The sequence below is a fragment of the Pseudoalteromonas umbrosa genome, from assembly GCF_030125375.1.
Classification (GTDB): Bacteria; Pseudomonadota; Gammaproteobacteria; order Enterobacterales; family Alteromonadaceae; genus Pseudoalteromonas; species Pseudoalteromonas umbrosa.
This window is the reverse complement of record NZ_JASJUU010000001.1, coordinates 466,591-488,224: the sequence shown is the minus strand read 5'-3', so window position 1 is coordinate 488,224 and position 21,634 is coordinate 466,591. Positions and strand designations below refer to the sequence as shown.

Here is a 21,634-nt window from a genome sequence, read left to right as displayed (position 1 = left end):
CTTCCCTTCGAAGGAAAAGCGCAATGCTTTCCCTAACCTACCATTTGCTTACGGTCGTACTCTTCGATGGCATTTCTAAAAATGGTTGGGGCTTTCCAACCTTCACAATCAAAGCAACAGCCACCAAGCAAACGAATCACTTCATCGCGTAAGTCCGGATTTTGCATCTGGTAGCCAAAAAAGATTGGGTAAATCCAGAAGTAACGGATCAGGTCAGCTGCGATTTGCTGCCCGCCATTGCTCCAGTCTCGATAAGCATAAAATGGGGTTTTCCAATCATTGCCGTCTATCGCTTGCTTAATGGCATCTGCTGCGCGGATCCCCTCTTTCATGGCAAACGAAACGCCATAAGAAAAGATAGGGTCTAAAAAGCGATGTGCATCACCAATACACAACCAACCATCGCCAACAAATGGTTCTATACGATAAGAGAAGTCGGCCATCGATTGTGATTCACCAACACGCTCTGCATTTTGGAAGCGGCGTCGGATCTCAGGGCTAATATTTTCCATGCCCCACTCAATGGCATCGTCTGGGTTTTTACACTCTTTGTAATAGAGATCTTTGGGGATCACTATGCCTAAGCTGTCTGTATCTGGTGAGATTGGGATGATCCATGACCAGTGATACTGCTTCGAGTATAAAATAGTGGTGTTTGTCGAAAATGGCGGTAAATCACGCTCAACTCCTGTGTAATGAGCAAAAGAAGCAATCTGCTGCGAAAAGAACTCAATTTCACGTTTACCAGCAATTCCTTTTCTCGATAAAAAGGTATTTTGACCACTGGCATCCACCAGTACTTTAGAGCGCACTTGGTGCTCCATACCATCGGCTTTGTAAATAGCACCAACCACTTTGCCTTCATGTTTAATAACATCTTTTACTAAGCCTTGTTGATATTCCACTCCATACTCAAGGGCTTTGCGCTTTAACATATTGTCAAAGTCACTGCGTCTCACCTGCCACGTAGGCGCAAGAATGGGAATAAAAAACTCATTTTTAGATAGAGAACCAATCACATTCACGCCAGGTTTGTCAGGAAACCCTGCCGCATTCATTTCATCTGCAAGGCCCAAGTCTCTTATGATCTGACCCGCATTACCGGTTAGGGATTCACCGATGTGAAAACGTGGAAACTCATCTTTTTCGATACATAATACGGATAGACCCTTTTTGCGACACTCAATACCACAAAGACTGCCTGCAGGACCACTACCGATAATGACTACGTCGTAACTTTTAAATGCGCTCATGCCATTTCCACCTTAGTTAAGAAATCTTCAACAACCCAAACAAACTCTTCAGGGCGCTCAGATGCTGAGAAATGACCACATCTTGACAGTCGCGTAACGGTGGCATTCTCAAGTTGCTCAGCCGCTTTTTCGCTCCATTCAGGCGGAATGATTTGGTCATGGTTACCCGCGACAAACAGTGTCGGTACGGTGACGTTATCAAAAGTCGTCGCCATCGACTTTTTGGCATAATCATCTAAAAAGGTGTGGTACGCAGGACGCGATAAGACATCATTCAATAAGTCTTCAAGCGCGGGGGTCATTTTCGGTGGATGATAATAGGCAGCCGCTAAGAACTGCTCAGGGTTAGCAGACATTTTTTTCAAATCTCCCCACCAGTTATCCACATCTTCCACTAAGCCAAAGCCGGTACACACCAGTGCTTTTACTTTGTCTGGATAACGTCTGGCGATTTCAGTTGCAATCATGCTGCCTGCAGAGTTTGCTACCAACACCCACTCTTGCTCTTCCAACGTTTCCAAGTACTGTAGTGTGTATTCAACGTGGTCCACATAAGAAGGCGCGTCGTTAGCACTTTCGCTTAAGCCAAATCCCGCTAAATCCAACGCAACCGCATTATGACGCCCTTGTACAGAGCGCAATGTAGAGGACCAAGAAGTAGAAGGGTTGCCAAGCGCTGGCAATAAAATCCATAGAGGACCATCCCCTTTTACACGCAAAGTATGCTGCTTGAAGCCGCTACCTGCTGGAACAAGTTCACTCTTGATACCATAGCTTTCTTGTAATTTAACCAAACGATCTAGTTCAGATGTGGCTTCTTGTACTTGCGCTTTATCCTCTGAACTTAATGCTGTTATTAATGCACATAAGGTTTCTATATTTTCAAAATGCACTGGAGTAATGTCATGCTCAGGAATTTTTGCACCGTAGCGCTGATCAACATGTGCCAGCAACCTCACCATAGATAATGAGTTTAAAATCCCAAGCTCCAAAAGCGGTGTATGTTGATCCAGATCGGGCGCCGCCCCTTCCAGTAAATCTTGATTTATAAATTCAATAAGTTCTTCAATCATCCTAGTTTCCTATCTAGTCTGGCAATATTGTTGACCTGCAACAAACACTCTAAACACCTCAATGTTTATCCGTATCCTCAGGCTTGTTTTCTATAGGCTCTTGACTCTATCGGCCTTGAACGGGTGCTCAATGCCCTGCTCGTTCGTCTGTAAAAACTTTATCGCTATCGTGGTTTTTCGAACATAGCTCCTGTGGACTATCCATTTGGTCCGAACGGACTATAGGCAGGTCGATATAAAAAAATTACCTTGTTGGGACTATCACTAAGAAGGAAGCAAGGATATATGAAACAGGGTAATAACCATTTGGTTAAACCAGTCAATCGAGAATCAACGCCGCATTTGGAACCAATTTATCAAGCCATAGAGAACAACCTTGGATTTATTCCAAACGGGATCCTTACCATGGCGAAAAACCCTATGCTGGCGCAGGCGTTTGGCCAGCTATTTGGTTGCCTGAGCAAATTTGAACACATTGACAATGAACTCAAGTGGGCCATCGCAACCATTAGTAGCAATGCTGCAGGCTGTCAGTACTGCCAAGGACACTTTTCACATATTGCCAGCCGCGTCAATGTCAACAAAGCGAAGGTCTTGGCAGCCTTTGAATTTGAAACCAATGTGCTTTATGACCAAGCCGAGCGCGCTGCACTGCGATTTGCTTTTGCTTGCAGTACTTCACCTGCACATTTAGAAAAGTCGCACTATGAAGAGCTCGGCAAGTATTACTCTGAACAGGCAGTCATTGAGATCGCTGCTGTTGTGGCTATTTGCGGCTTCTTAAATCGCTGGAATACAGCGATGGACAGTCAATTAGAGGCAGACCCAGCTGCCATTCTTGACGAGATCAATCAAATCACTAAATTCACCGTATAAGGACAACATGATGCCTGAGATTACATTTGTAGATTTTGCAGGAAACGAAACCAAGGTCGATGTACCAATTGGCACATCTTTGATGCAAGCGGCCATGGAAAATATGGTCGAGGGCATTGAAGCTGAATGTGGCGGTTCTGGTAGCTGCGCTACTTGCCACTGCTATTTAACGGCGGATTGGCAGGGAAAAATTGCCGCACCAGACACTAGTGAGAGTGATATGTTAGAGATGGTCTCAGAGCCTACAGACTTGAGCAGGCTAAGCTGCCAAGTACTAGTCTCTGATGAGCATCATGGTTTGCAAGTTCACCTGCCAGAGTCACAATATTAAGGAGTTTAATATGCAAAGGTGTGTCATTATCGGCGGTGGTCATGCAGGTGCACAAGCATCCACCAGTTTACGCAAAGAAGGATGGACAGGGCAGATAGTACTGCTGACCGATGAAGACAGCCTGCCCTATCACCGCCCGCCACTGTCAAAAACATATTTACAAAATCAGGTAACTGCGGAAAAACTGCTGATCCGTCCTCAAGGTGCGTATAAAAAAGACGACGTCGACATTAGGTTAAAAACCCGCGTAAAACGTATCGAGCCTGCGCAGCAAAGTATTGAACTACATAATGGCGAACATCTCAGTTATGACAAACTGCTCATTTGCACCGGCAGTCGCGCAAGGACTGTGGACTGCATGGGGGCACAGTTAAACAATATTTTTTACATAAAAACCTTAAAAGACATAGAAAAACTCTCTCTTGCTATTGATGTAAAAAATACTAAAAAGCGTATCGTGATGGTCGGAGGTGGCTACATTGGCCTAGAAACCGCCGCAGTGCTTAAAAAAATGGGCCATGACGTCACCATTATAGAACGCGAATCTCGGTTACTTGCCCGCGTCACGGCAAAGCGTATTTCCGCGTTTTATCACAATCTACATAAAAGCAATGGCATTAAAATTTTCACACAGACAAATGTGGTGGCATTTCAAGGTAAGGATGCTGTCAGCACCGTATTGTGTGAAGACAAAGTTATTCCCGCAGACATCGTGATTGTTGGGATAGGTGCCCAAACCAACACCGAACTTGCACAAGAGGCTGGATTGTTAGTCGAACATAGCGGCATTGTAATAAATGAGCTTTGCCAAACCACTGACATGAACATTTATGCCGCAGGAGATTGCACCATAGGTATCGAGCATCACAGCGGCCTTGCAACACGCATTGAGTCTGTACCCAATGCTCTAGAGCAGGCAAAAACCGCAGCCGCTACCATCTGTGGAAAATACAAACCCGTCACAGCAGTACCTTGGTTTTGGTCAGATCAATTTGATTGCAAAATTCAAATTGCAGGCCTTAATCATGGCTACGATGAAACTGTTTTACGTCAAAAAGACAATAAAGCTCTATCTCTATGGTACTTAAAACAAGGCAAAATCATTGCAGCTGACTGTATCAACTGCGCAAAAGAATTTATGGCAGCCAAAAAAATCATTGCTAACAAGATTGATGTGCCAAAAGCATTGCTCAGTAACACAGATATTGACCTTTTTAAAGCGTTGGCCCAATTGAGCTGACTCGACAAACCGACTCACATAAAACGGCGCACACCCCAAGCGTGAAAGTCCAAAAGAGCCCTAATCGGGCTCTTTTTTTATGTCGACGTTAAATGAGTTGCTATGTTGATTTACCGAAACCTCACTTAGGTAATTTTATAGAACTGAGCACAAGTATCAGCGTGTAAATGCTTTATCACACGCTGATAGCATGCGAGGTTTCTCATGCGTGTACTGACTCATGAGATGTATGTGGTTTTGCTACGCCAAAGTCTTCTAGAATGCTATAAAGACAAGGTAATACTAATAAAACTAAACAAGTGGACGTGATAATACCAAATACGATACTGGTTGCCAGAGGTATTAAAATTTGTGCCTGCAAGCTGGTTTCAAACAGTAAAGGCGTCATCCCCGCAACCGTAGTTACTGACGTCAACACCACAGCACGGAACCTGTCATGACTAGCCACAGCCGCCGCATCATGTACATTCATGCCCTGCTTCACTCGACTTTTCACAAATTGAACTAACAGTATTGAGTCATTGACTACAATGCCGGCCAATGAAATAAAGCCCATCAATGACGGCATCGAAAAGTTTATACCCATAATAAAATGGCCCCAGATCACGCCAATCATGGCGAATGGGATAGAAACCATAACAATAATAGGCTCAATGTAGCTATGAAACTGCAAAGCTAATAACAAGAAAATCCCAATCATCCCCAGTAACATCGCTCTTCGCATTGAAGCTTGTGTGATCCCCGCATTTTTAACCTCACCTTCAATGCTGTAAATCAATGTTGGGTAACGCAATGGTAAATCGTTGAGAAATTGCTTCTTTAAATCCCCCACCACGGCTGATGCCGTATTCAGCTCACTATCCACATCAGCGTATACAGATACACTGGTCAAGCTATCAAAGCGATTAATCACCGCAAAGCCACGTGTTTGCTCAATATTAACCAATGCAGACAGCGGAATAGCGACACGGGTGGCAGGATGAATAATTGGGAAATTATCAAAGTCACTATATTCATTCATACTCTCCTTGCTAAGTTTCACTGTTACTTCGTAATCCTCTAAGCCTATATGAGTTTCTAATAGTTTAGTGCCCTGAAAAGCAGGTCTTAATTGACTCGCAATCATCCGTGAATTGATGCCTAAATCTAATGTGCCAGGTTTTAGCGTTAGGGTGTACTCTGGCTTTCCTGGACGAAGATTGTCTGTAATATTCTGTACCCCTTCATATCCTTTTAACCATGACTTTAGCTCTTGCGCAGCATGGGCAAGCGCTGTGGTGTCTTCTCCCATCAAACGTACATCAATTGCTCGCCCTTGAGGACCTAGCTTGGGTTCTTTAAATGAGAGTGTCATTGCCTCCGGCAATTCACCGAGCTCTGAACGCCACAGGTCAGAAAAAGCCTGAATAGTTGTATGACGTTGCTCCGCACTGAGTAGGTCAACAGAGATATAAGCGAGGTTGGCGCCTTGATCTTGATAGTCTGGATTTTCTCCATAAGTGACAGTCATCGCCCGGACTAATTCAGACTCTTCATCTTCACTGAGTTTTTCATTGGCGCGCTTAAGGGCAGCTTCAATTTTGCCCATTGTTTGCTTTGTAACCTCAAAAGGCGTGCCGTTTGGCATCAAGAGTCGCCCTTGTAATACATCTCCGTCAATATCGGGAAAAGCAGTAAATTTTAAGGTCCCAGAAATCAACATACTTAGCGAAAATAAGAAACAGGCAACCACAGAACCAATCACTAAGTATCTGTATTTGATGAGGCGATGATTTAAATTCAATATCCCATCATTCCACTGTCTAAATTTTGTTTCAAAGCGACTGCGGATCTGAGCCACTTTTATAGACAAAACGTTTTGCTTGCTTTTAGATTGCAGTGCGTGAGACAAATGATTGGGTAAAATCAAAAAGGCTTCAATCAAAGATACTGTGATCACCGAAATCAGTACGATGGGGATCACTTTGAGGATCTGTCCTAAATTCCCTTCAATAAATACCAGCCCAATGAAAATACACAACGTTGTTACAAAAGAGGACAATACGCCCGGTAGTACAACAAGCGTGCCTTTTAAAACGGCTTCTTGAACCGCTAAGCCTTGCTCAATTTTAGTGCCGATAGACTCAGCAATCACAATGGCATCATCCATCAAAATCCCAAGCGCTAATAGCAGTGCGACCATGGAAAGCATGTTAATAGACACACCAAAGTGCAGCATCAAAAAGAAACTCGCCAAAAATGAAACGGGCAATCCCATCACCACCCAAAAAGCATATTTAAAGGAAAAAAACAGCCACATCACGCCAAATACTAGCAATAACCCTTGCCATGCATTGCTGATCAGCAAAGAGATGCGATCTTTAACCAAGCTGGTATTATCGTTCGTTAAAGTCAGCAATACACTATCAGGTAGGTCAGCTCTTATTTCCTGTAAAGCATGTTCGGTTGCTTTAAGTACTCGTAAACTATCATCTACAGAGTTCTTTTTTACTGTCAAAATTGCCGCTTGATGGCCATCGTAGTATATGCGCTTTTCGTCTTTTTCAAACGTGTTCTCAACACGGCCTAATTCAGCGACCGTGACATCATTACCCTGAGAGCCCGACGCCACAACCAATTCACCAAGAGATGTAATGTCTTTCCTTTCATCCATTAGCCTAATTTGAGTATCTGAATACTCAGTATTAAGTGTACCCAGCGGCAACTCTATGTTTTGCCCTGACACACGCTGGCCAAGCTCTTCCATACTTAAACCATATTGACGCAATACTTCCTGCGATGCACTAACTCTGAGTTGATGCTTTGAAAAGTCATTAATTTCGACAATCGGGATATTTGGATCACGAAGAAGGCGCTGTTTAATTTTTTCAGCCAGTTCTTTTAGCTCAACACGTGTTAAATCAGTAGTAACCGAACTCAATGCAATGCTCACAACCTCTTGTGTTCTGCCTCGTTCTTTAATTGTCCATTGTTCAATTTGTGTGGGGAAGTCATCAATAGTATCTATGGCGTTTTTGACATCCGTTGTAAACTGCTCGAAGTCACCTTGCTCAAACATTTTTACTGTCATTTGCCCTAAGTTTTGCCTCGCTACGCAATGGCGTTCTTCTAAAAAGCTGATACCATCAAGTGCCCTTTCTAAGCTTAAGCAAATTTTTTGCTCAACGTTCTCTGCGGTAGCCCCTGGGTAAGGCACCATGATATCGATTTGGTAAGTCTCTATCTGAGGAAGTGTTTCTCGTTTTATTTGTGGCAAACTGAATAAGCCAATTGCCAAAAAGAGGAGCATTAAAATATTGGCAGCCGTTGGATGAGCAATAAAAAAACGTATCATATTAATGCCGCTCCGATGAAGTAGCATCACTAAGTATGGTAGGTGATGTTAAATTTAACTGCGTACCCGAAATAGCTGGAAATAAATCGGTTGTAATGAGTCTCGCACCGTCCAGTTCAGGATCATCAAATAAAAAGCTGTCTCCTTGTTTGATAGCACCATATATAGGTAACTTGGTTAATTTGTCCTCTTTATCTGCTAATAGTGCATGCCCATCTCTGACAAAGTGTCTTGGGATCACCACAAATGTTCGCTCGCCAGCTGACAAAGTTACTTTGGCGCGCATACCTGCGAGCAAAGGTGGCTTTTCACCCAGTTTAATTTGCTTATAACTATCTGTAATCGAAACGACAACACCCACTGTTTGGCTTTGAGGGTCTATTTCATCACTCAATCGTTCAATTGTTGCAGGCCAGTAAACTCCCGGCTGAGCTAATATTTCTATCTTGGCTTCCAAACCTTGCGCTTTTAAATAAGACGCCATCCCCTCCTCTGAGATAGTTTGTAAATTAGGTAATTGCTTGAAAAATCCTGAAAACTGATTAAATGTTTGATAGGTGTACTGAGCGTTTATCAATACTTTTTTAAGGTCACTAGCACTAAAAAGATTCGCCCCTTTTGTTACGAGCTGCCCTCGCTCAACATGCACCTGATGAATACGGCCATTGAAAGGTAGATGCACTTTAGTGCGCTTAATATCAAGCTTAGCTTTGTTGACATCTGCACTGGCCTTTTTAACCTGAGCTTGCAGTGCCTTTACCTCGAGAGGCAATAAGCGCGATTGATTCAAATTCCGTTGCAAGTCTTGCTGTTGCACGAGCACACTTTGTTGTGCCCTATCGAGTTCATTCTGCGACACACTAGCACTGACAAACAATCGCTTCAATCGAGCATACTCTGCATCCGCGATTTTTAACTTATGCTTACTGAGCTTAATATCGAGTTGGTTGTTTTTTATCGCTGTCTGCTTTGCCGCAAGTTCCACATCGGCAGCTGCCAAACTAGCCTCTGATTTGGCCAACTGCAATTGATAATCGCTGTCGTCAATCTCTAGTAGTAACGTCCCCTGTTTGAAAATTTCGCCTTTTTTAAGCGCAGGGTGTATAAAAGTAACCTCACCAGAGACTTGCGCAAGACTGCTCAGTTGAATATTCGGCGTCACTTTGCCATATCCAACAATTTGCGGCCTGATCGCTTTCATACTTAACGCTTGGTATTGCGCGCTTTGCCCTACCGAGTGGGCCCCACTGTGTTTGGTCGTTGATGTCAACTTAACCACCATTGCAACGAGCACTACGCCCAACAACACAGCAATAGGTAAGTTTTTCTTTGCCCTAAAATTCCACCTCATTGATGTCACTCTCCTTCAGTCCGTAAATGAAATGCTGGTATAAATCCTTTGCCCATCGCTCACCTTGGATCTCAGTATCATCAATTTGCCACGCTTGTTGACGCAAAGTTTTCAAAATATAGGGAGAGACAATAAGTGTTATGAGCTGAAAAGCTGCTAATTTAGCTTTGACACCGTCCGCTATACCAGCTTCTTGCTGTATAAGCGGAGGTAAAAATTTGGATACGCGAGCTGGGAAAGAAGCCATAAACGCCTCTGTTAGCGGAGTTGTTTTATTGAGAACCTCTTCACTCAAAAGGTGCACAAATCCGGGATGCGTTTGCAAGACTTCACCAAAACGCAAAATAAATTGATACACAGGCTTTGATTGCGCTGGTAAGTCTTCAAATTGAGAAAACTGCTCATCCGCTATTGACTGTATGAGTGCCACAAATAAATTTTCTTTACCACCAAAGTAATATTTAATCATGGCAGAGTTGATATTTGCCTCAGAGGCGATATCTCGTATGGTAATTTGGCTATATGACTTGTCATTGAGTAAAAGCTTTGCAGCTAATATAAGCTTAGCTTTCTGCTCGGCCTGCTTCAACTCACAGACCGGACGGCCCCGCGTGGATTTTTTATTGGTATCTAGTTCCATCTTAGCTTCTTATTTTTTTAATCAACTGGTTAATTAAATAAAAAGTACAGCCAACAGTCAAATAAATGTTTAAACTTTATTCAACCCAATACATTACCAGAGTACAACTCGTAACTTGTAAAAGAAATTTCTAATAGAATAAGCAACAATAAAAAACTCACCAATTGACCGACTTTTACTTTAGAGCAAACATAGGCTCCTAAAGGTGCGCCCACCACGACAATAGGAATTGCAGCCAGCAAATAGCTCTCAATCTGTGGCGTAATGGCTTCTAAATACCACGCATTCATTACACTACCAACTAATGAGGTAAACGCCATAACCACGACAGAAGTTGCTGTCGCTTTCTTGATGTCCGCATTATAAGCAATCACCAAGAGGGCAAATAACGCAATATCAGATCCAGACCCAACTAAACCACTTGCAATGCCTCCGATAAATGCCACCAACATAAAGCGAAGCCTGCTAGGCTGTATTCTTTGATCACTAGGCTGGTGATGCGCTTTTCTCCACCAGCGCAGTAACATGGTGATTGCAAAACATAAAAGTAAGAAACTAAAAATCGATTTAACTAGCAATCGCGGGGCAATCGGCGCAACATAAAGTAGGCTTATAATAACGCCCAATGCAGACATTGGCAGTGCAAGCAAAACTAAATTGGTATAAATGGGAATCCGACGGCATAAAATAGTGATTGTTGCTGCTGTCATACCAAAACTTTGAATAGCCAATGAAAAGACTTTCGCCGTACTGGGCTCAATATCTAGCACCTTAGTCATTACAGGAAAGGCCACCGCTCCGCCACCCAAGGCTGTGCCACCTGCTACAAACGAGCCCAATGCCATTGTCACGGCAATCTCTATTTCTTGCAATACTTGTAACATTGCACTAGACAACCCTTGCACCCAAATCAAGGATACGTATATAAGCAATGTAAAATACAGCGGCCAAGTTGATGGCCGTCTTAACTTATCAATCATAACTATTTCTTGTCCCTGCAATCTTAACTTGCAGTTTATCAAAGAGGAATAAGTGCTGCGAATAGTCTGATTGGACCATGTTCGACTACGTATTCGTTGTGAATTTCACTTAATCTTGTAACTCATAAAAGTAACAAATAAAAAACTTTTATTTTACGCAGCGTCAGTTGATTTGGATCAACTTGACAAATAAGAAAAGACATAAACCCCCCACGAAACGTAAAAAAAATCAAACTAAACATATAGTTAAAAACCTTAACTCTGGTCAAAAAGCAACCGCAGAGAAGTCATATAAAAAAATTTATAAGGGTAAACTCGTTCGTAAAACATATTTTTTTAATTTTTTACACTTATTTACCACACATTTCATTCACTTTTCGTTGATATCAATTAGCCGTTCATGTTTAATTAATCGCTCGATTAATTAAATAGGCACCGTCACATGAAAATCAAACTTGCTGGGTAACAGACCAAGTTGATACGCCTATCGAAATCGTATTTGTAAAGGAGAATGCATATGTTTTTGGGCTGCACAAAAGAGCTTTCGAGCGTACTAAAAGCAATTGAGTTGCTAAAAACGTCAATCATTGAACGTTCATTGGATGAAATGGTTTTTCAAGAAGCGATGTCATTTGCAGAACCTAACGAGCTGTATATATCCTTGGTGGACAAAACCAGCTTAGAAGTTAAAGCGGAGTTTTCGCACTCTTTCCCTGAAGAATTTAAAGATGACCTCTTGACGATAGCACGAGTTAAAAAATTTCGGAATATCAACTTACTAAAGAGTTTATGCAAGGATAGAAACCCATTATCAGATATCTCCATTTATGATTTAGATAATCCAAATTCAAATTTTCTAACACTGGTTGCATTTAACAATATGCGTTCTAATCGCACAGCGCCAGCCTCATATTTGATAGAGTTAATTTTACCATACTTACATAAGGCACAAATTTCTCGCTATCAATCTGATAAATCAATACGCTCCCCCATACAATCACTTACTAACAGAGAAAAAGAGGTGCTCGACTGGATCTCATCTGGAAAAACAAATGGAGAAATCGGCATGATCCTTGGCATCAGTCAGTACACGGTAAAAAATCATGTCGCTAAAATCTTAGAAAAGCTCAATGCCCCCAATCGCTCAGCGGCAATGGCACTCAGTAAAGAGTTGGGATTTAGCTAAAATATAGTTACCAACATAATTATATTCATTTGGCTTCAGGTCTTTGTTGCCAAATGAATGTGAACTCCACATTCAAATTTTAATATTATTGGACTCTGACCACACTCTGAGCGATTCAAGAATATCAAGTGCTGAGCGTCCGAATTCAGTCAACTCATAAGTGACGGCAACTGGCCTATCACTAATCACCTTGCGAATAACCATTCCCTCTTGTTCCAATTCTTTGAGCCTTTGGTCAACCATCTTTTTAGTCGCTCCACCTAGCATCCGCGTTAAGTCATTAAAACGTACAGGCTCATCTTTTAGATGATAAATAATTGATCCCTTCCACTTTCCGCCGATCAATCGCATTCCTTTTTCAATTGCACAGGGCTCATCACACATATTTAAAACTTTTTTACGCCCTTTACTATCTGTTTTTATTGAACTTTTCAAGTTTAATACCACCGCAAAAACTAGGTTACTAAAAGCATACTAGTTGTCATTCAATTTCAGGTTCCTAAACTACACCTAAAACAACCTGATTAATATACAAACAAGTTAGGAAGAGGTCATGAGCAATATTTTAGTCATCAATGGGCATCAGTATTATCCATTTTCTGAAGGGAAGCTTAATGCAACGCTCGTCGATACAGCGGTTACGTTACTCCAAAACAAAGGATATAAAACACATATTGTGACCATGCAAGAAAACATAGATGTCGAACAGCAACTCGCTCTGCATCAATGGGCTGACGCCATAATCTTTCAATCCCCAATTAACTGGATGGGCGTTACATGGTCATTTAAAAAGTATATGGATGAAGTCTATACAGCAGGTATGGCGGGCACACTATGCCAAGGAGATGGGCGCAGTGCATCAACACCTACTGAGGGCTATGGCAGTGGCGGTGTACTTAAAGGTAAAAAATATATGATGTCGATTACATTAAACGCCCCAAAGCAGGCATTTAATAATACTGCTGAGTTTTTTGATGGAAAGTCAGTGGATGATCTACTCTTTCCAATGCATATGAACTTTAAATTCTTCAACTTAACTGCTTTGCCCACATTCGCTTGCTTTGATGTGATGAAAAATGAAGATATTGAAAATGATTTAGCCCTTTTTACAACACATATCAATAAGCACTTTTAAAAGATAAAGCCATGTCTCAGCAATATACAAACAAACTCCATGCAGGCAGCGAATTTCCAAAACTGCCCGTCACCTTACCAACTGGTCAAACTGCTACGCTAGGACAGCCAAGGCTTGGTTTTGATTGGCAACTTATTTTAGTTTATCGAGGGAAGCATTGTCCCTTATGTACAAAGTACCTAAATCAATTAGAAAGTCACATTGCAAACCTTACTGCTATTAACGTAGACGTGATTGCGGTCTCAGGCGATAGCCAAACACAACTGGCTGAGCATCAGCTTCAATTAGGCGTTCAATTTGATATTGCTTACGGTTTAACGCTTGCCCAAATGAAGGAGCTTGGTTTGTATATTTCCGATCCTCGCTCAGAACAAGAAACCGATCACCCCTTTGCTGAACCTGGTCTTTTTGTGGTTAACGCCGATGGGAATATTCAAGTTATCGATATATCAAACAACCCATTTGTAAGACCCGAACTTACCGCGCTTGTCAACGGACTTACTTGGATCAGAAACCCTGAAAACAACTACCCAGTTCGCGGCATGCACCGTTAAGACTACTATGGCTTGGAGCAATACAGCAGCACGTATCAAACTCCAGTACTGCTGTTGTTATAATAAAGGCTTTAGAGCGTAACAGACAATATCACGCTCTTTTGCGAGCCTGTTGCGCGCTTTTTTGGATCATAAAAAGTATCAATCACAGAAAACCCAGCTTTTTCCATCATACCAGCTGACGCTAAGTTTTCTTCATGACGTTCAATTAATACAGATCCAACTCCTTTATCCTTTGCCAAATCAATACAGTTACGTAAAAGCTGGGTAGCAATGCCTTTACCACTGTGATTTGGCGACACCACCACATCACCTATAAACGCCATATTATCTAAGCAATAATATTGACTTAGGTAGTCAGGACTTACATTGCCATTTATCAAAACAGCAAAGCCAACAATTTGCTCATCATTTAGCGCAACAAGCACCTCAGCATCACGCTGTTCAATTAGCGTAAACTCTTCATCAACACCTTCTTGAGTAAGGTAGTTCCATTCATTGGGGCCATATTGCCACAAAAATGATTTTAATGTTTGAAGCTCTGAGGGGTTAGCTAATCTATATTGAACCACGTTATAATACTCCTTTAATTATTCACTGTTTTTGGTAGTCACTTTCTAGCTACAGATTGCATATAAACTCCAGCTTATTCTATTGCGCTCAGGTAGGTAAGTGTTTTTATGGCACAAAACAAATTAAAAAAGCGCTATTTAAAAATAAATAGCGCTTTAATATCAAGAAAGTGCCCGTAACTCTAGTTGAGGTAGGAACTTTGATAACGTAATCGAATCACGTTCTCTGGTGTACAAGCAAACTCCGTTTGATACATACAAAAAGAGATACCTTCGACTGTGTTACTCTGGGGTACAATTTCGATAACATAATCATGCCCATCATCTAGTGTTAGGTAGATTTTTCCATTGTAGATCTCAAACTCAAATTCACCTCTAAGTGGTATTGTCAAAAAGCCCTTGAAGCCGTCCCCATGCCCCACCCATGAATTATTGTTTTCATCAATTAAATTAAAACTAGTATGGATATGAGTAAAGCCATCCTCAAAAGGTCTCTCTTGTTTGCGCATTATAAAAAACTCATGTGCACCGCTTTCAACTCTATTTGCCCCTGTAAAATAAATTAAAGAGCCACTCTGCGCGATTGGTGTGTAGACATACTCGTCATAAATTGTGCATTGAGAACGGTCTTCGCACTGTCTCACATAGCGTCCAAGTTGGTGGTCATAATAATGCCCTAGAATGAGCTGCCCATTATCATAATAACCTTGCAATGCTGCAGTCTCAGTACCATGATGAACAGTCATATCGTCATATACTTCCATGGCAGCAGTAAGCTGAGGGCCTTCAGGTGCAAGCCTTAATCTCAACCAACGTCCCACATAATCATCTTGTGAAAATTGAATTGGCTGATGTTTTATCATCCAATCAGATATGCCATAGCTGAAGCTCGAATATGGGTGTGTATTACCAGACTCCATAATAAATTGATACCCTACATCGATATCGTCAACAACAGTAATTCGCTCTACAAGATCATAGTTGTAGACGAGATTCAGTACATTCCCTCCGTCTATCGACCAAGTAAAATCTTTTCTCTGGTAGTCAACATTATTAACTTTGTACCCTGTTCCATCTTCAAAGTGATAGGTGTGCAAGACATAGTCTGGTACTGACCATTGACCAATCATATTCTCTGGCAAAATTTGGATACCATTGCGGGCATCAACTTTATCTTTTAGCTCATCAGTAGTCCAAGCGCTCTGTATCTGACCAAAATCGTAACTATTCCTAGTAATAGTTAGCTTGAACTTTTCACCAGCGTCTTCAATTTCTACTCTATCAATCCTTTCAAACGCATGCTCGGGAGTATATGCATCTTGCCCCACTGTAAGAATGATTTTACTACCAACAACTTCAGCATTCATGTTAAGCCCAAAAGCAGAAGATTCTTTGAATTCGACAGTGCCATCCCACCTTTGCTCTACAGTATAGTGAGCTGAGTCAACATCTCTTTTGTCAAAGAAATAGCTAATTTTACGAGGTAAAGCTTCAGGTTTGTAAAACCAAACCTGTTTGTTGTGATCTTGGCAACCTTGTGCAGCTTCGAATACACATACTTCTATATGATCATCAGATTCGTTCAACAAAGAAATACGATTAACAATGCCTTCAACTGTATATTGCAAGTAACCATCAACAATGGACATTGGGTAGTCAACTCCATTGAGCGCAATTATATAGTCATCGTTATCATCAGTACGAATATCAATTTTTGGAATGCCGCCAATTTCAGACTCTACGAAAAATGTCGTATTCCCACCAAGCATTATAGAGTTAAATGCGCTGTATTCATTTTCGGGAGTATAATGATAGTGAAACAAACCTGCATAAGAGACATTTTGATATTCCGTTCCCGGAGATTCTACTACTTTCCTATATACAACGTAATTATTGTCTTCTAAAGATAAGAACTCATACTCCATAAGTGCAGATAGTTGGCAGTTTGGGTTTAACTCATAACATGTACCATAGTCTGTGGTGTTTCTATACCACTTACGATAAAAGCGGTTATTTTCTAGCTTCCCGTGAGCGTAAGGTGTTAACTCTGCAACCCCAACTTTGACGTTTAAGTCAGGAAAAACTCGTAAATCGTGCAATCTCTGCGTACGACCAATAAAGCCTGTCCATTTACCAACCAGCTGGTCTTCTGTTACATTTAAATCAGGTTTTTTTGGGAACATAGTACCCAGTAGAGATACTGAATTGGTCACAACGCCCTCTTCAAGTTGTCGTTCTTTCGCAACGATGTAAAACCCTGAAGCAATAGATTTTGTAAGCCAATACTGAGTACTGAACTCAGTTTCTTCATTTTTGTGGTCAATTACCAGTGAGTTGCCATCTAACTCCCAAACAACATTCCCACCTTGCCCCTCTATCGTTGCCGTACCATCTTCATTAAATACGTAACGATTAACCACTTGATCTGGTACGCTGAAATTTTTTCTGTCTGCGTCGATTAACCATGTTTTACCAACAAACTCTTCGCGTGTCAGTGACTGAGCAAACTTCTTATCTAATAACCTAAATGTGTTCTTTGTGTTTAAATCAGCAGCTGAGTTTAATACATCATCAACATATTCTTCTGCATATGTATTTAACTCAACAGTATTAACACCTTGATTCACATGTAATACTTTTAGAGACAGCTTTGACGACTTCCAAGAGATTTGCACATTTACAGGGTTATTATCATCACCAATGATTATTTCGTTATTATCACCACGCTTGTATCGCTCAGAGCGGTAAAATATTGCTGGTTCAGCCAATTCAACAACATACTTTTCATCTACATAGCTGACGTTGGTCACTTCCACCGAATTTTGAGCAACAAACTGGCCTTGACCGCTCTCATCCAAAGATAAATGATAAGCATAATGGTTATGATATTTAGGATGATATAATAAAAAGTCTCCCTGAAGAGCTGTTAAGTCTTTAGATGTTAGGTTGTCGTCATCTAATATTTGCTCTTTAACTTGCTCAAAATACGAAGGGTTATTTGCTTTAAGCGCAGCTTTAAACATCTCAGTTTGCTGCTCATTGTTTACTAGCTCCAACGTAGATGAGACCCCTTCAGGTAGACTATATTCTTCAGAGTCCACGATGACTTTGATAACTGTCGCAAGGTCTAACAAAGTGTCGCCATCTATCGACAATAACGCTTCATTCAAACTTTCATCATCGACAATTTCAACATCTGCTCGCTGTAAAAGTGCATACTCAGCCGTTGTCACATTGGTCACATTAACCGAAAAATTCTCGTTCTTTGATAAAATAGCATCATCGCCTGCTTGCTCCTGAAGAGATGCAAAAGTGCCAAGCTGAGAAACGAACTCAACTTCTGGTTGTGAACTAGATCCCACAGCAACCAACTTAAGCATTTCACCTATTTCACTTTCATCAACCTCAAGTGCTGCGGTGTACTCACCAAGCTCATTTGCTTCAACTTCGACACTAGAACCACCTACCAACAATTTAACTTGAGCATGCTGGATCGGACTATCAGTTACGACTCCTTCTACAACAAGGCTATTGGTTATTCTTTTTAATGTAACTGAATGAACATGTTCAATTTTTTGCTCTGAGTCACTTACTGCAGAGACAGTAAAACTAACTGTATGATCTTGATTGATATCAGGCACTGACAATTTAACACTGTGGTCACTCTCTTTACTCATAACCAAATTCAGGCTTGAATCATGTGTCCAGTTAACTGATTCAACTGTTCCTTCGCCTTCAACAGCCAATGCCAAGATAAAGTCGGTTTTCTCAAGCACCTCTGACGGCCCATCCACTGTGAGCGTTAATGGCTCTGGAGCTGGTTCCGGTGTTGCTTCCGGTGTTGGTGCTGATTCCGAAGCTGGTTCCGGAGCTGGTGATACTTGATCAACTTCTTCAGCTGGGGTACTCAGTTTTCCCTGTTCACTTGAACTTGAACCACCACATCCAGTCAAAATCAGCGATGATAATGTTAAAGCCAAAATAGGCATTTTATAATTTTGTTTTATGTACATATTTCGCTCAAAAATTTATATTTCCTGTAAAACCCTTGATTTGTACGCATTATTGCGACAGCCGCAAGATACTACAAAATAAACATCAAAACAAAACAAAAAGAATACATTTGCAACGAAGAAGAAAAAAAACACTCTAAATGGCAGCAAAAAACACCTGCAATAAACATGTTCATATCTCCAAATCACAAATTGAGACCAATGTTTAAATTAAATCATTTGTTATGTCACACCTTTGCTTTCACTTTTGTCTAAATATTTGTCGTATTTGATTTATTGTTACTTTGTTCATAAAAAAGCTCTAAGCAAATGACAAACGCTTTTAATCAAGGGAAGTTAGTAGCAGTCATAGCGCAATATGAAACTCAGCAGCTGTGGCCTTTAAACCTAATCAGTGGATACATTGTCAAAAAACGATTTCTGAATGCTTTAAAGAGGCACTGGTAGTCAAACCAACATTTACATACCCAGGCACGCATAAAGCGACTATTGCTGGAGATATAGCCACACATACTGCAAACTGGGCTATGAACGCAATACTCCCTTCAGGGCAAGCGATACAAGAAAGTGGCGGCCTTGTTAATAAACAAGCCTTGTGTCACTGCAGCAAAAAGCTACATGGCACCTGTAAAAGAGGATGTGTAGACCCAAGTAAACTGCGCTTTACGAGCAAAGATCAAATCAACTTTATAGACGTTGAAAAGCGCTTGTCCGATACAACAGATCCGCTAAAAACGCTGCTTTCTCAGCTACCAATTCAAGCTTTCGAAAGCCCCGCATCTCTTAGTCATATCCTCAAACATACACTAGAGCAAACAAAGTCTTATTATCAACAATCTCTGAATTAACGCTATGCGATTTAGTTTTGTACTAAATCGCATAACTATTAAAGAGATTTCGTCCAGTTAAATTCGTTTAACATTTTTGTCTTGGTTAAAAATAGTGAGGTTTAGTTCTTCCACTAATTTATCTAATTTGGAGTGGTTATCTTGATTCAAAATTGTTTTGTATATCCAAGTATAATAAGGGTTGCTTTCAAGCAATGCTCTTGCTTCACGCTCACCAATTAATGAGGCCATCGCTCGGTATTCTAAATAACAGACGATTAAGTGTGACAGTGTGCCCCCTTCATCTCCGCTTCCCATCGGCCTTTTATATTCAACAACCGGAAACTCTCTTTTTATCGCACCGCGGAACTCATCAATACTGCCTTTTCCATTTAAAACCACATGCCAGTGAAATTGTTCATGAAGAAACGTAGAAAGCACTCTTATATCACTTTCTAAATAAGGCCTTGCCGTATTCATTGTAAGTACTGGATGACTGTGAGGCACCCTTGCCTTTTCATTGACTAATACTTTGCTTGTATAAAGCCACTGCTTAATATCATATTCATCAATGAGTTTATTTAAGGTATTTTCTATTTTTATTTCTTTATTAGTTCCACTTGCCGTTTTTATTGAAATATTCGCATTGGATATAAATGGTAGAGTAAGTAAAAGCGCAAACATCGTGTTCTTTATCATTGTAAATCCTGTTTATTTTTTTATTTTCGCTAAAGGATACACACTTATTATAAACATAAGATGAATGATAATATAAGCAGGTTAGGATTGCGTATTTGCAATATGCATCAATACTCAATCCCTTATTCCACTATATGCTGTAAATGTTATTGACGCTTTTTCAGAACAAATGCGACCAGTAAAAATGCAACGCCCATCACCCCATTGGTATAAAAATCTAGAGATAAACCAGCTTCAAAGCTTTTCAGTAAGGCAACAATCAACATGAGTGCCCAACAGCTGACAGGAACAAGTAATAAAAGTCCGATATTGCGAGTCGTACGTTCTACTAAGAATGAAACCGAGTTAAAAGCAAAAGATATCATCATGAACACCATAAAAGCACCAATCAGAACCGCAAACCCAGTTGATGGCCGACCAGAAATACCGTCTCCAAAAACCGATAAAACAAATATCCACATGGACGCAAGTACTAATGACGTCAGTGACATGACCGCAAAACATGCCCCGCTAATGGCAAGTTTACGAGCTTGGCTCACCGCCCTAGGATAAAGCTTCAAAACCCCCAATGTACAAGATCCCAATGCGATAATTGCAGGCACTGCGGCCCATAGTAAAGACATCTGATAACCTGAAAAATGCCTCATCCACAAGCAAACTGTATTAATTAACATGCAGCACCCTGCAATCAAAAACAATCTCGTATCCCAACGTGTTGCGCAATGTGCTGTGTTATGTGTATTCATCATCTTTTCTCCCACTGGTATTTAATAACTAATCATCACAGTCCGTGATTTGATGTGCTCAGTATGAGGGAAAAAATGACCATAAGCGTTCTAATGGGCCCGTTCGGCCTTTTTATTACACATATTTTCAGTAACTTATAGAGAAGGAAATTAACTAGATTGAAAACAACCGATTATCGATGCTTAAATAGGGACGATATAAATTGAAAAGCTGACTTACATTTCACAGTTCATAAAACACTTTCAAGACTGAGAAATGCGCTGTCTAGCTAACCAGCGCTCAACTAGGTCAACAACCTTTGAAAGAGGTAACGCCCCAGCCACTGTGAAATCACAGGTATGACGAACTTGTTCAACCACATTTGCATAAATAGCGCTTAGATAATCGTCATAAGCACAAAGATATTTTGATATGGCATTAAGTGAATCAATATCTGGAGTATTGATATTTCTGCTTATCACACGAGACAAGCAAACTTCTAAAGGCACATCGAGCAAAATAACATAGTCAATATACTTTGATATCTCAGCTCTACACCGACCAAAAGGCTCTTCTATAAAGACATAAGGCGCATTACATGACAGTGTAAGTTCTTCAAGTGCTTTGATAAAAGCGGGCGTTTTAATCTGGTTGAGATCGACACCCGCTTTTAACCACATCTTCATATCCTTAGGGTACGTGTGCGTGTTTGTGTACTCATCAAAAAGTAAATATGGGCAATTAAGCTTTTCTGAAACAGCTTTTATTAGGGATGTTTTACCACAGCCTGATGCTCCACTTATCGCAATTACTTGTGGGGTTATCATAATATTCCAATATAAAC

At 40.8% G+C, this 21,634-nt stretch carries 19 protein-coding genes; 7 read left to right on the top strand and 12 right to left on the bottom strand.

Features of this window, described 5'->3' with window-relative positions; genetic code table 11:
* Positions 1–32 precede the first annotated feature (32 nt).
* Both QNM16_RS02120 and QNM16_RS02115 read right to left on the bottom strand, forming a co-directional pair.
* Positions 33–1,253: an NAD(P)/FAD-dependent oxidoreductase gene (locus QNM16_RS02120; protein ID WP_284018946.1), complete on the bottom strand. Its 1,221-nt coding sequence runs from the start codon at positions 1,251–1,253 to the stop codon at positions 33–35.
* The gene (locus tag QNM16_RS02115; protein WP_284018945.1) at positions 1,250–2,326 is read right to left on the bottom strand and encodes an alpha/beta fold hydrolase; all 1,077 of its coding nucleotides are present in this window, start codon (positions 2,324–2,326) and stop codon (positions 1,250–1,252) included. Before QNM16_RS02115 ends, QNM16_RS02120 begins: the two co-directional genes overlap by 4 nt.
* Positions 2,327–2,611: 285 nt before the next feature.
* On the opposite strand from QNM16_RS02115, the gene QNM16_RS02110 reads away from it, so the two are divergent.
* From QNM16_RS02110 to QNM16_RS02100, 3 genes are read left to right on the top strand one after another with little or no spacing between them, the layout of a single operon-like run.
* Positions 2,612–3,202, top strand: a complete 591-nt coding sequence (locus QNM16_RS02110; protein WP_237136848.1) for a carboxymuconolactone decarboxylase family protein — start codon at positions 2,612–2,614, stop codon at positions 3,200–3,202.
* Between the two features lie 7 nt (positions 3,203–3,209).
* A complete protein-coding gene (locus QNM16_RS02105; RefSeq protein ID WP_284018944.1) occupies positions 3,210–3,533 on the top strand; it encodes a 2Fe-2S iron-sulfur cluster-binding protein in 324 nt (107 codons plus the stop codon).
* 10 nt (positions 3,534–3,543) lie between these two features.
* Complete coding sequence (locus QNM16_RS02100) at positions 3,544–4,773, top strand: NAD(P)/FAD-dependent oxidoreductase (RefSeq protein WP_284018943.1); 1,230 nt, start codon at positions 3,544–3,546, stop codon at positions 4,771–4,773.
* A 202-nt stretch (positions 4,774–4,975) separates the two neighbouring features.
* On the opposite strand, the gene QNM16_RS02095 is transcribed toward QNM16_RS02100, so the two are convergent.
* From QNM16_RS02095 to QNM16_RS02080, 4 genes are all read right to left on the bottom strand, one after another.
* The gene (locus tag QNM16_RS02095; RefSeq protein ID WP_284018942.1) at positions 4,976–8,107 is read right to left on the bottom strand and encodes an efflux RND transporter permease subunit; all 3,132 of its coding nucleotides are present in this window, start codon (positions 8,105–8,107) and stop codon (positions 4,976–4,978) included.
* Position 8,108: 1 nt separating this feature from the next.
* On the bottom strand, positions 8,109–9,458 hold the full coding sequence (locus tag QNM16_RS02090; RefSeq protein WP_284018941.1) for an HlyD family secretion protein: 1,350 nt from the start codon (positions 9,456–9,458) through the stop codon (positions 8,109–8,111).
* A complete protein-coding gene (locus QNM16_RS02085; protein ID WP_284018940.1) occupies positions 9,442–10,098 on the bottom strand; it encodes a TetR/AcrR family transcriptional regulator in 657 nt (218 codons plus the stop codon). Before QNM16_RS02085 ends, QNM16_RS02090 begins: the two co-directional genes overlap by 17 nt.
* A gap of 80 nt (positions 10,099–10,178) precedes the next feature.
* The gene (locus QNM16_RS02080) at positions 10,179–11,078 is read right to left on the bottom strand and encodes a sulfite exporter TauE/SafE family protein (RefSeq protein ID WP_284018939.1); all 900 of its coding nucleotides are present in this window, start codon (positions 11,076–11,078) and stop codon (positions 10,179–10,181) included.
* Between the two features lie 517 nt (positions 11,079–11,595).
* On the opposite strand from QNM16_RS02080, the gene QNM16_RS02075 reads away from it, so the two are divergent.
* Positions 11,596–12,264: a helix-turn-helix domain-containing protein gene (locus QNM16_RS02075; RefSeq protein WP_284018938.1), complete on the top strand. Its 669-nt coding sequence runs from the start codon at positions 11,596–11,598 to the stop codon at positions 12,262–12,264.
* 72 nt (positions 12,265–12,336) lie between these two features.
* Here QNM16_RS02075 and QNM16_RS02070 read toward each other — a convergent pair whose 3' ends face one another.
* Positions 12,337–12,699: a winged helix-turn-helix transcriptional regulator gene (locus tag QNM16_RS02070; protein ID WP_284018937.1), complete on the bottom strand. Its 363-nt coding sequence runs from the start codon at positions 12,697–12,699 to the stop codon at positions 12,337–12,339.
* Positions 12,700–12,817: 118 nt separating this feature from the next.
* On the opposite strand from QNM16_RS02070, the gene QNM16_RS02065 reads away from it, so the two are divergent.
* Positions 12,818–13,399: an NAD(P)H-dependent oxidoreductase gene (locus QNM16_RS02065; protein WP_284018936.1), complete on the top strand. Its 582-nt coding sequence runs from the start codon at positions 12,818–12,820 to the stop codon at positions 13,397–13,399.
* 11 nt (positions 13,400–13,410) lie between these two features.
* Complete coding sequence (locus tag QNM16_RS02060) at positions 13,411–13,953, top strand: redoxin domain-containing protein (RefSeq protein ID WP_284018935.1); 543 nt, start codon at positions 13,411–13,413, stop codon at positions 13,951–13,953.
* Positions 13,954–14,024: 71 nt separating this feature from the next.
* On the opposite strand, the gene QNM16_RS02055 is transcribed toward QNM16_RS02060, so the two are convergent.
* Together QNM16_RS02055 and QNM16_RS02050 are read right to left on the bottom strand one after the other, a co-directional pair.
* Positions 14,025–14,525 (bottom strand): GNAT family N-acetyltransferase, encoded by a 501-nt coding sequence (locus QNM16_RS02055; RefSeq protein ID WP_284018934.1) that lies wholly within the window; start codon positions 14,523–14,525, stop codon positions 14,025–14,027.
* Positions 14,526–14,707: 182 nt separating this feature from the next.
* Positions 14,708–18,538 carry a procyclic acidic repetitive family protein gene (locus tag QNM16_RS02050; RefSeq protein WP_284018933.1) on the bottom strand — a complete coding sequence of 1,277 codons (3,831 nt, stop codon included), beginning with the start codon at positions 18,536–18,538 and terminating at the stop codon, positions 14,708–14,710.
* Between the two features lie 374 nt (positions 18,539–18,912).
* On the opposite strand from QNM16_RS02050, the gene QNM16_RS02045 reads away from it, so the two are divergent.
* Positions 18,913–19,386 carry a hypothetical protein gene (locus tag QNM16_RS02045; protein ID WP_284018932.1) on the top strand — a complete coding sequence of 158 codons (474 nt, stop codon included), beginning with the start codon at positions 18,913–18,915 and terminating at the stop codon, positions 19,384–19,386.
* A gap of 57 nt (positions 19,387–19,443) precedes the next feature.
* On the opposite strand, the gene QNM16_RS02040 is transcribed toward QNM16_RS02045, so the two are convergent.
* The 3 genes from QNM16_RS02040 to QNM16_RS02030 form a co-directional block, all read right to left on the bottom strand.
* Positions 19,444–20,049 (bottom strand): hypothetical protein, encoded by a 606-nt coding sequence (locus QNM16_RS02040; RefSeq protein ID WP_284018931.1) that lies wholly within the window; start codon positions 20,047–20,049, stop codon positions 19,444–19,446.
* 161 nt (positions 20,050–20,210) lie between these two features.
* The gene (locus QNM16_RS02035) at positions 20,211–20,813 is read right to left on the bottom strand and encodes a hypothetical protein (protein ID WP_284018930.1); all 603 of its coding nucleotides are present in this window, start codon (positions 20,811–20,813) and stop codon (positions 20,211–20,213) included.
* Positions 20,814–21,053: 240 nt separating this feature from the next.
* A complete protein-coding gene (locus QNM16_RS02030) occupies positions 21,054–21,617 on the bottom strand; it encodes a nucleoside/nucleotide kinase family protein (RefSeq protein ID WP_284018929.1) in 564 nt (187 codons plus the stop codon).
* Positions 21,618–21,634 lie beyond the last annotated feature (17 nt).

What these genes read in the sequence shown, in the direction of transcription:
- QNM16_RS02095 (WP_284018942.1), bottom strand. Translation starts at nt 8,107, where the DNA reads ATGATACGTTTTTTTATTGCTCATCCAACGGCTGCCAATATTTTAATG.
- QNM16_RS02120 (WP_284018946.1), bottom strand. Translation starts at nt 1,253, where the DNA reads ATGAGCGCATTTAAAAGTTACGACGTAGTCATTATCGGTAGTGGTCCT.
- QNM16_RS02030 (WP_284018929.1), bottom strand. Translation starts at nt 21,617, where the DNA reads ATGATAACCCCACAAGTAATTGCGATAAGTGGAGCATCAGGCTGTGGT.
- QNM16_RS02080 (WP_284018939.1), bottom strand. Translation starts at nt 11,078, where the DNA reads ATGATTGATAAGTTAAGACGGCCATCAACTTGGCCGCTGTATTTTACA.
- QNM16_RS02115 (WP_284018945.1), bottom strand. Translation starts at nt 2,326, where the DNA reads ATGATTGAAGAACTTATTGAATTTATAAATCAAGATTTACTGGAAGGG.
- QNM16_RS02035 (WP_284018930.1), bottom strand. Translation starts at nt 20,813, where the DNA reads ATGATGAATACACATAACACAGCACATTGCGCAACACGTTGGGATACG.
- QNM16_RS02105 (WP_284018944.1), top strand. Translation starts at nt 3,210, where the DNA reads ATGATGCCTGAGATTACATTTGTAGATTTTGCAGGAAACGAAACCAAG.
- QNM16_RS02075 (WP_284018938.1), top strand. Translation starts at nt 11,596, where the DNA reads ATGTTTTTGGGCTGCACAAAAGAGCTTTCGAGCGTACTAAAAGCAATT.
- QNM16_RS02085 (WP_284018940.1), bottom strand. Translation starts at nt 10,098, where the DNA reads ATGGAACTAGATACCAATAAAAAATCCACGCGGGGCCGTCCGGTCTGT.
- QNM16_RS02060 (WP_284018935.1), top strand. Translation starts at nt 13,411, where the DNA reads ATGTCTCAGCAATATACAAACAAACTCCATGCAGGCAGCGAATTTCCA.
- QNM16_RS02110 (WP_237136848.1), top strand. Translation starts at nt 2,612, where the DNA reads ATGAAACAGGGTAATAACCATTTGGTTAAACCAGTCAATCGAGAATCA.
- QNM16_RS02065 (WP_284018936.1), top strand. Translation starts at nt 12,818, where the DNA reads ATGAGCAATATTTTAGTCATCAATGGGCATCAGTATTATCCATTTTCT.
- QNM16_RS02100 (WP_284018943.1), top strand. Translation starts at nt 3,544, where the DNA reads ATGCAAAGGTGTGTCATTATCGGCGGTGGTCATGCAGGTGCACAAGCA.
- QNM16_RS02040 (WP_284018931.1), bottom strand. Translation starts at nt 20,049, where the DNA reads ATGTTTGCGCTTTTACTTACTCTACCATTTATATCCAATGCGAATATT.
- QNM16_RS02050 (WP_284018933.1), bottom strand. Translation starts at nt 18,538, where the DNA reads ATGTACATAAAACAAAATTATAAAATGCCTATTTTGGCTTTAACATTA.
- QNM16_RS02090 (WP_284018941.1), bottom strand. Translation starts at nt 9,458, where the DNA reads ATGAGGTGGAATTTTAGGGCAAAGAAAAACTTACCTATTGCTGTGTTG.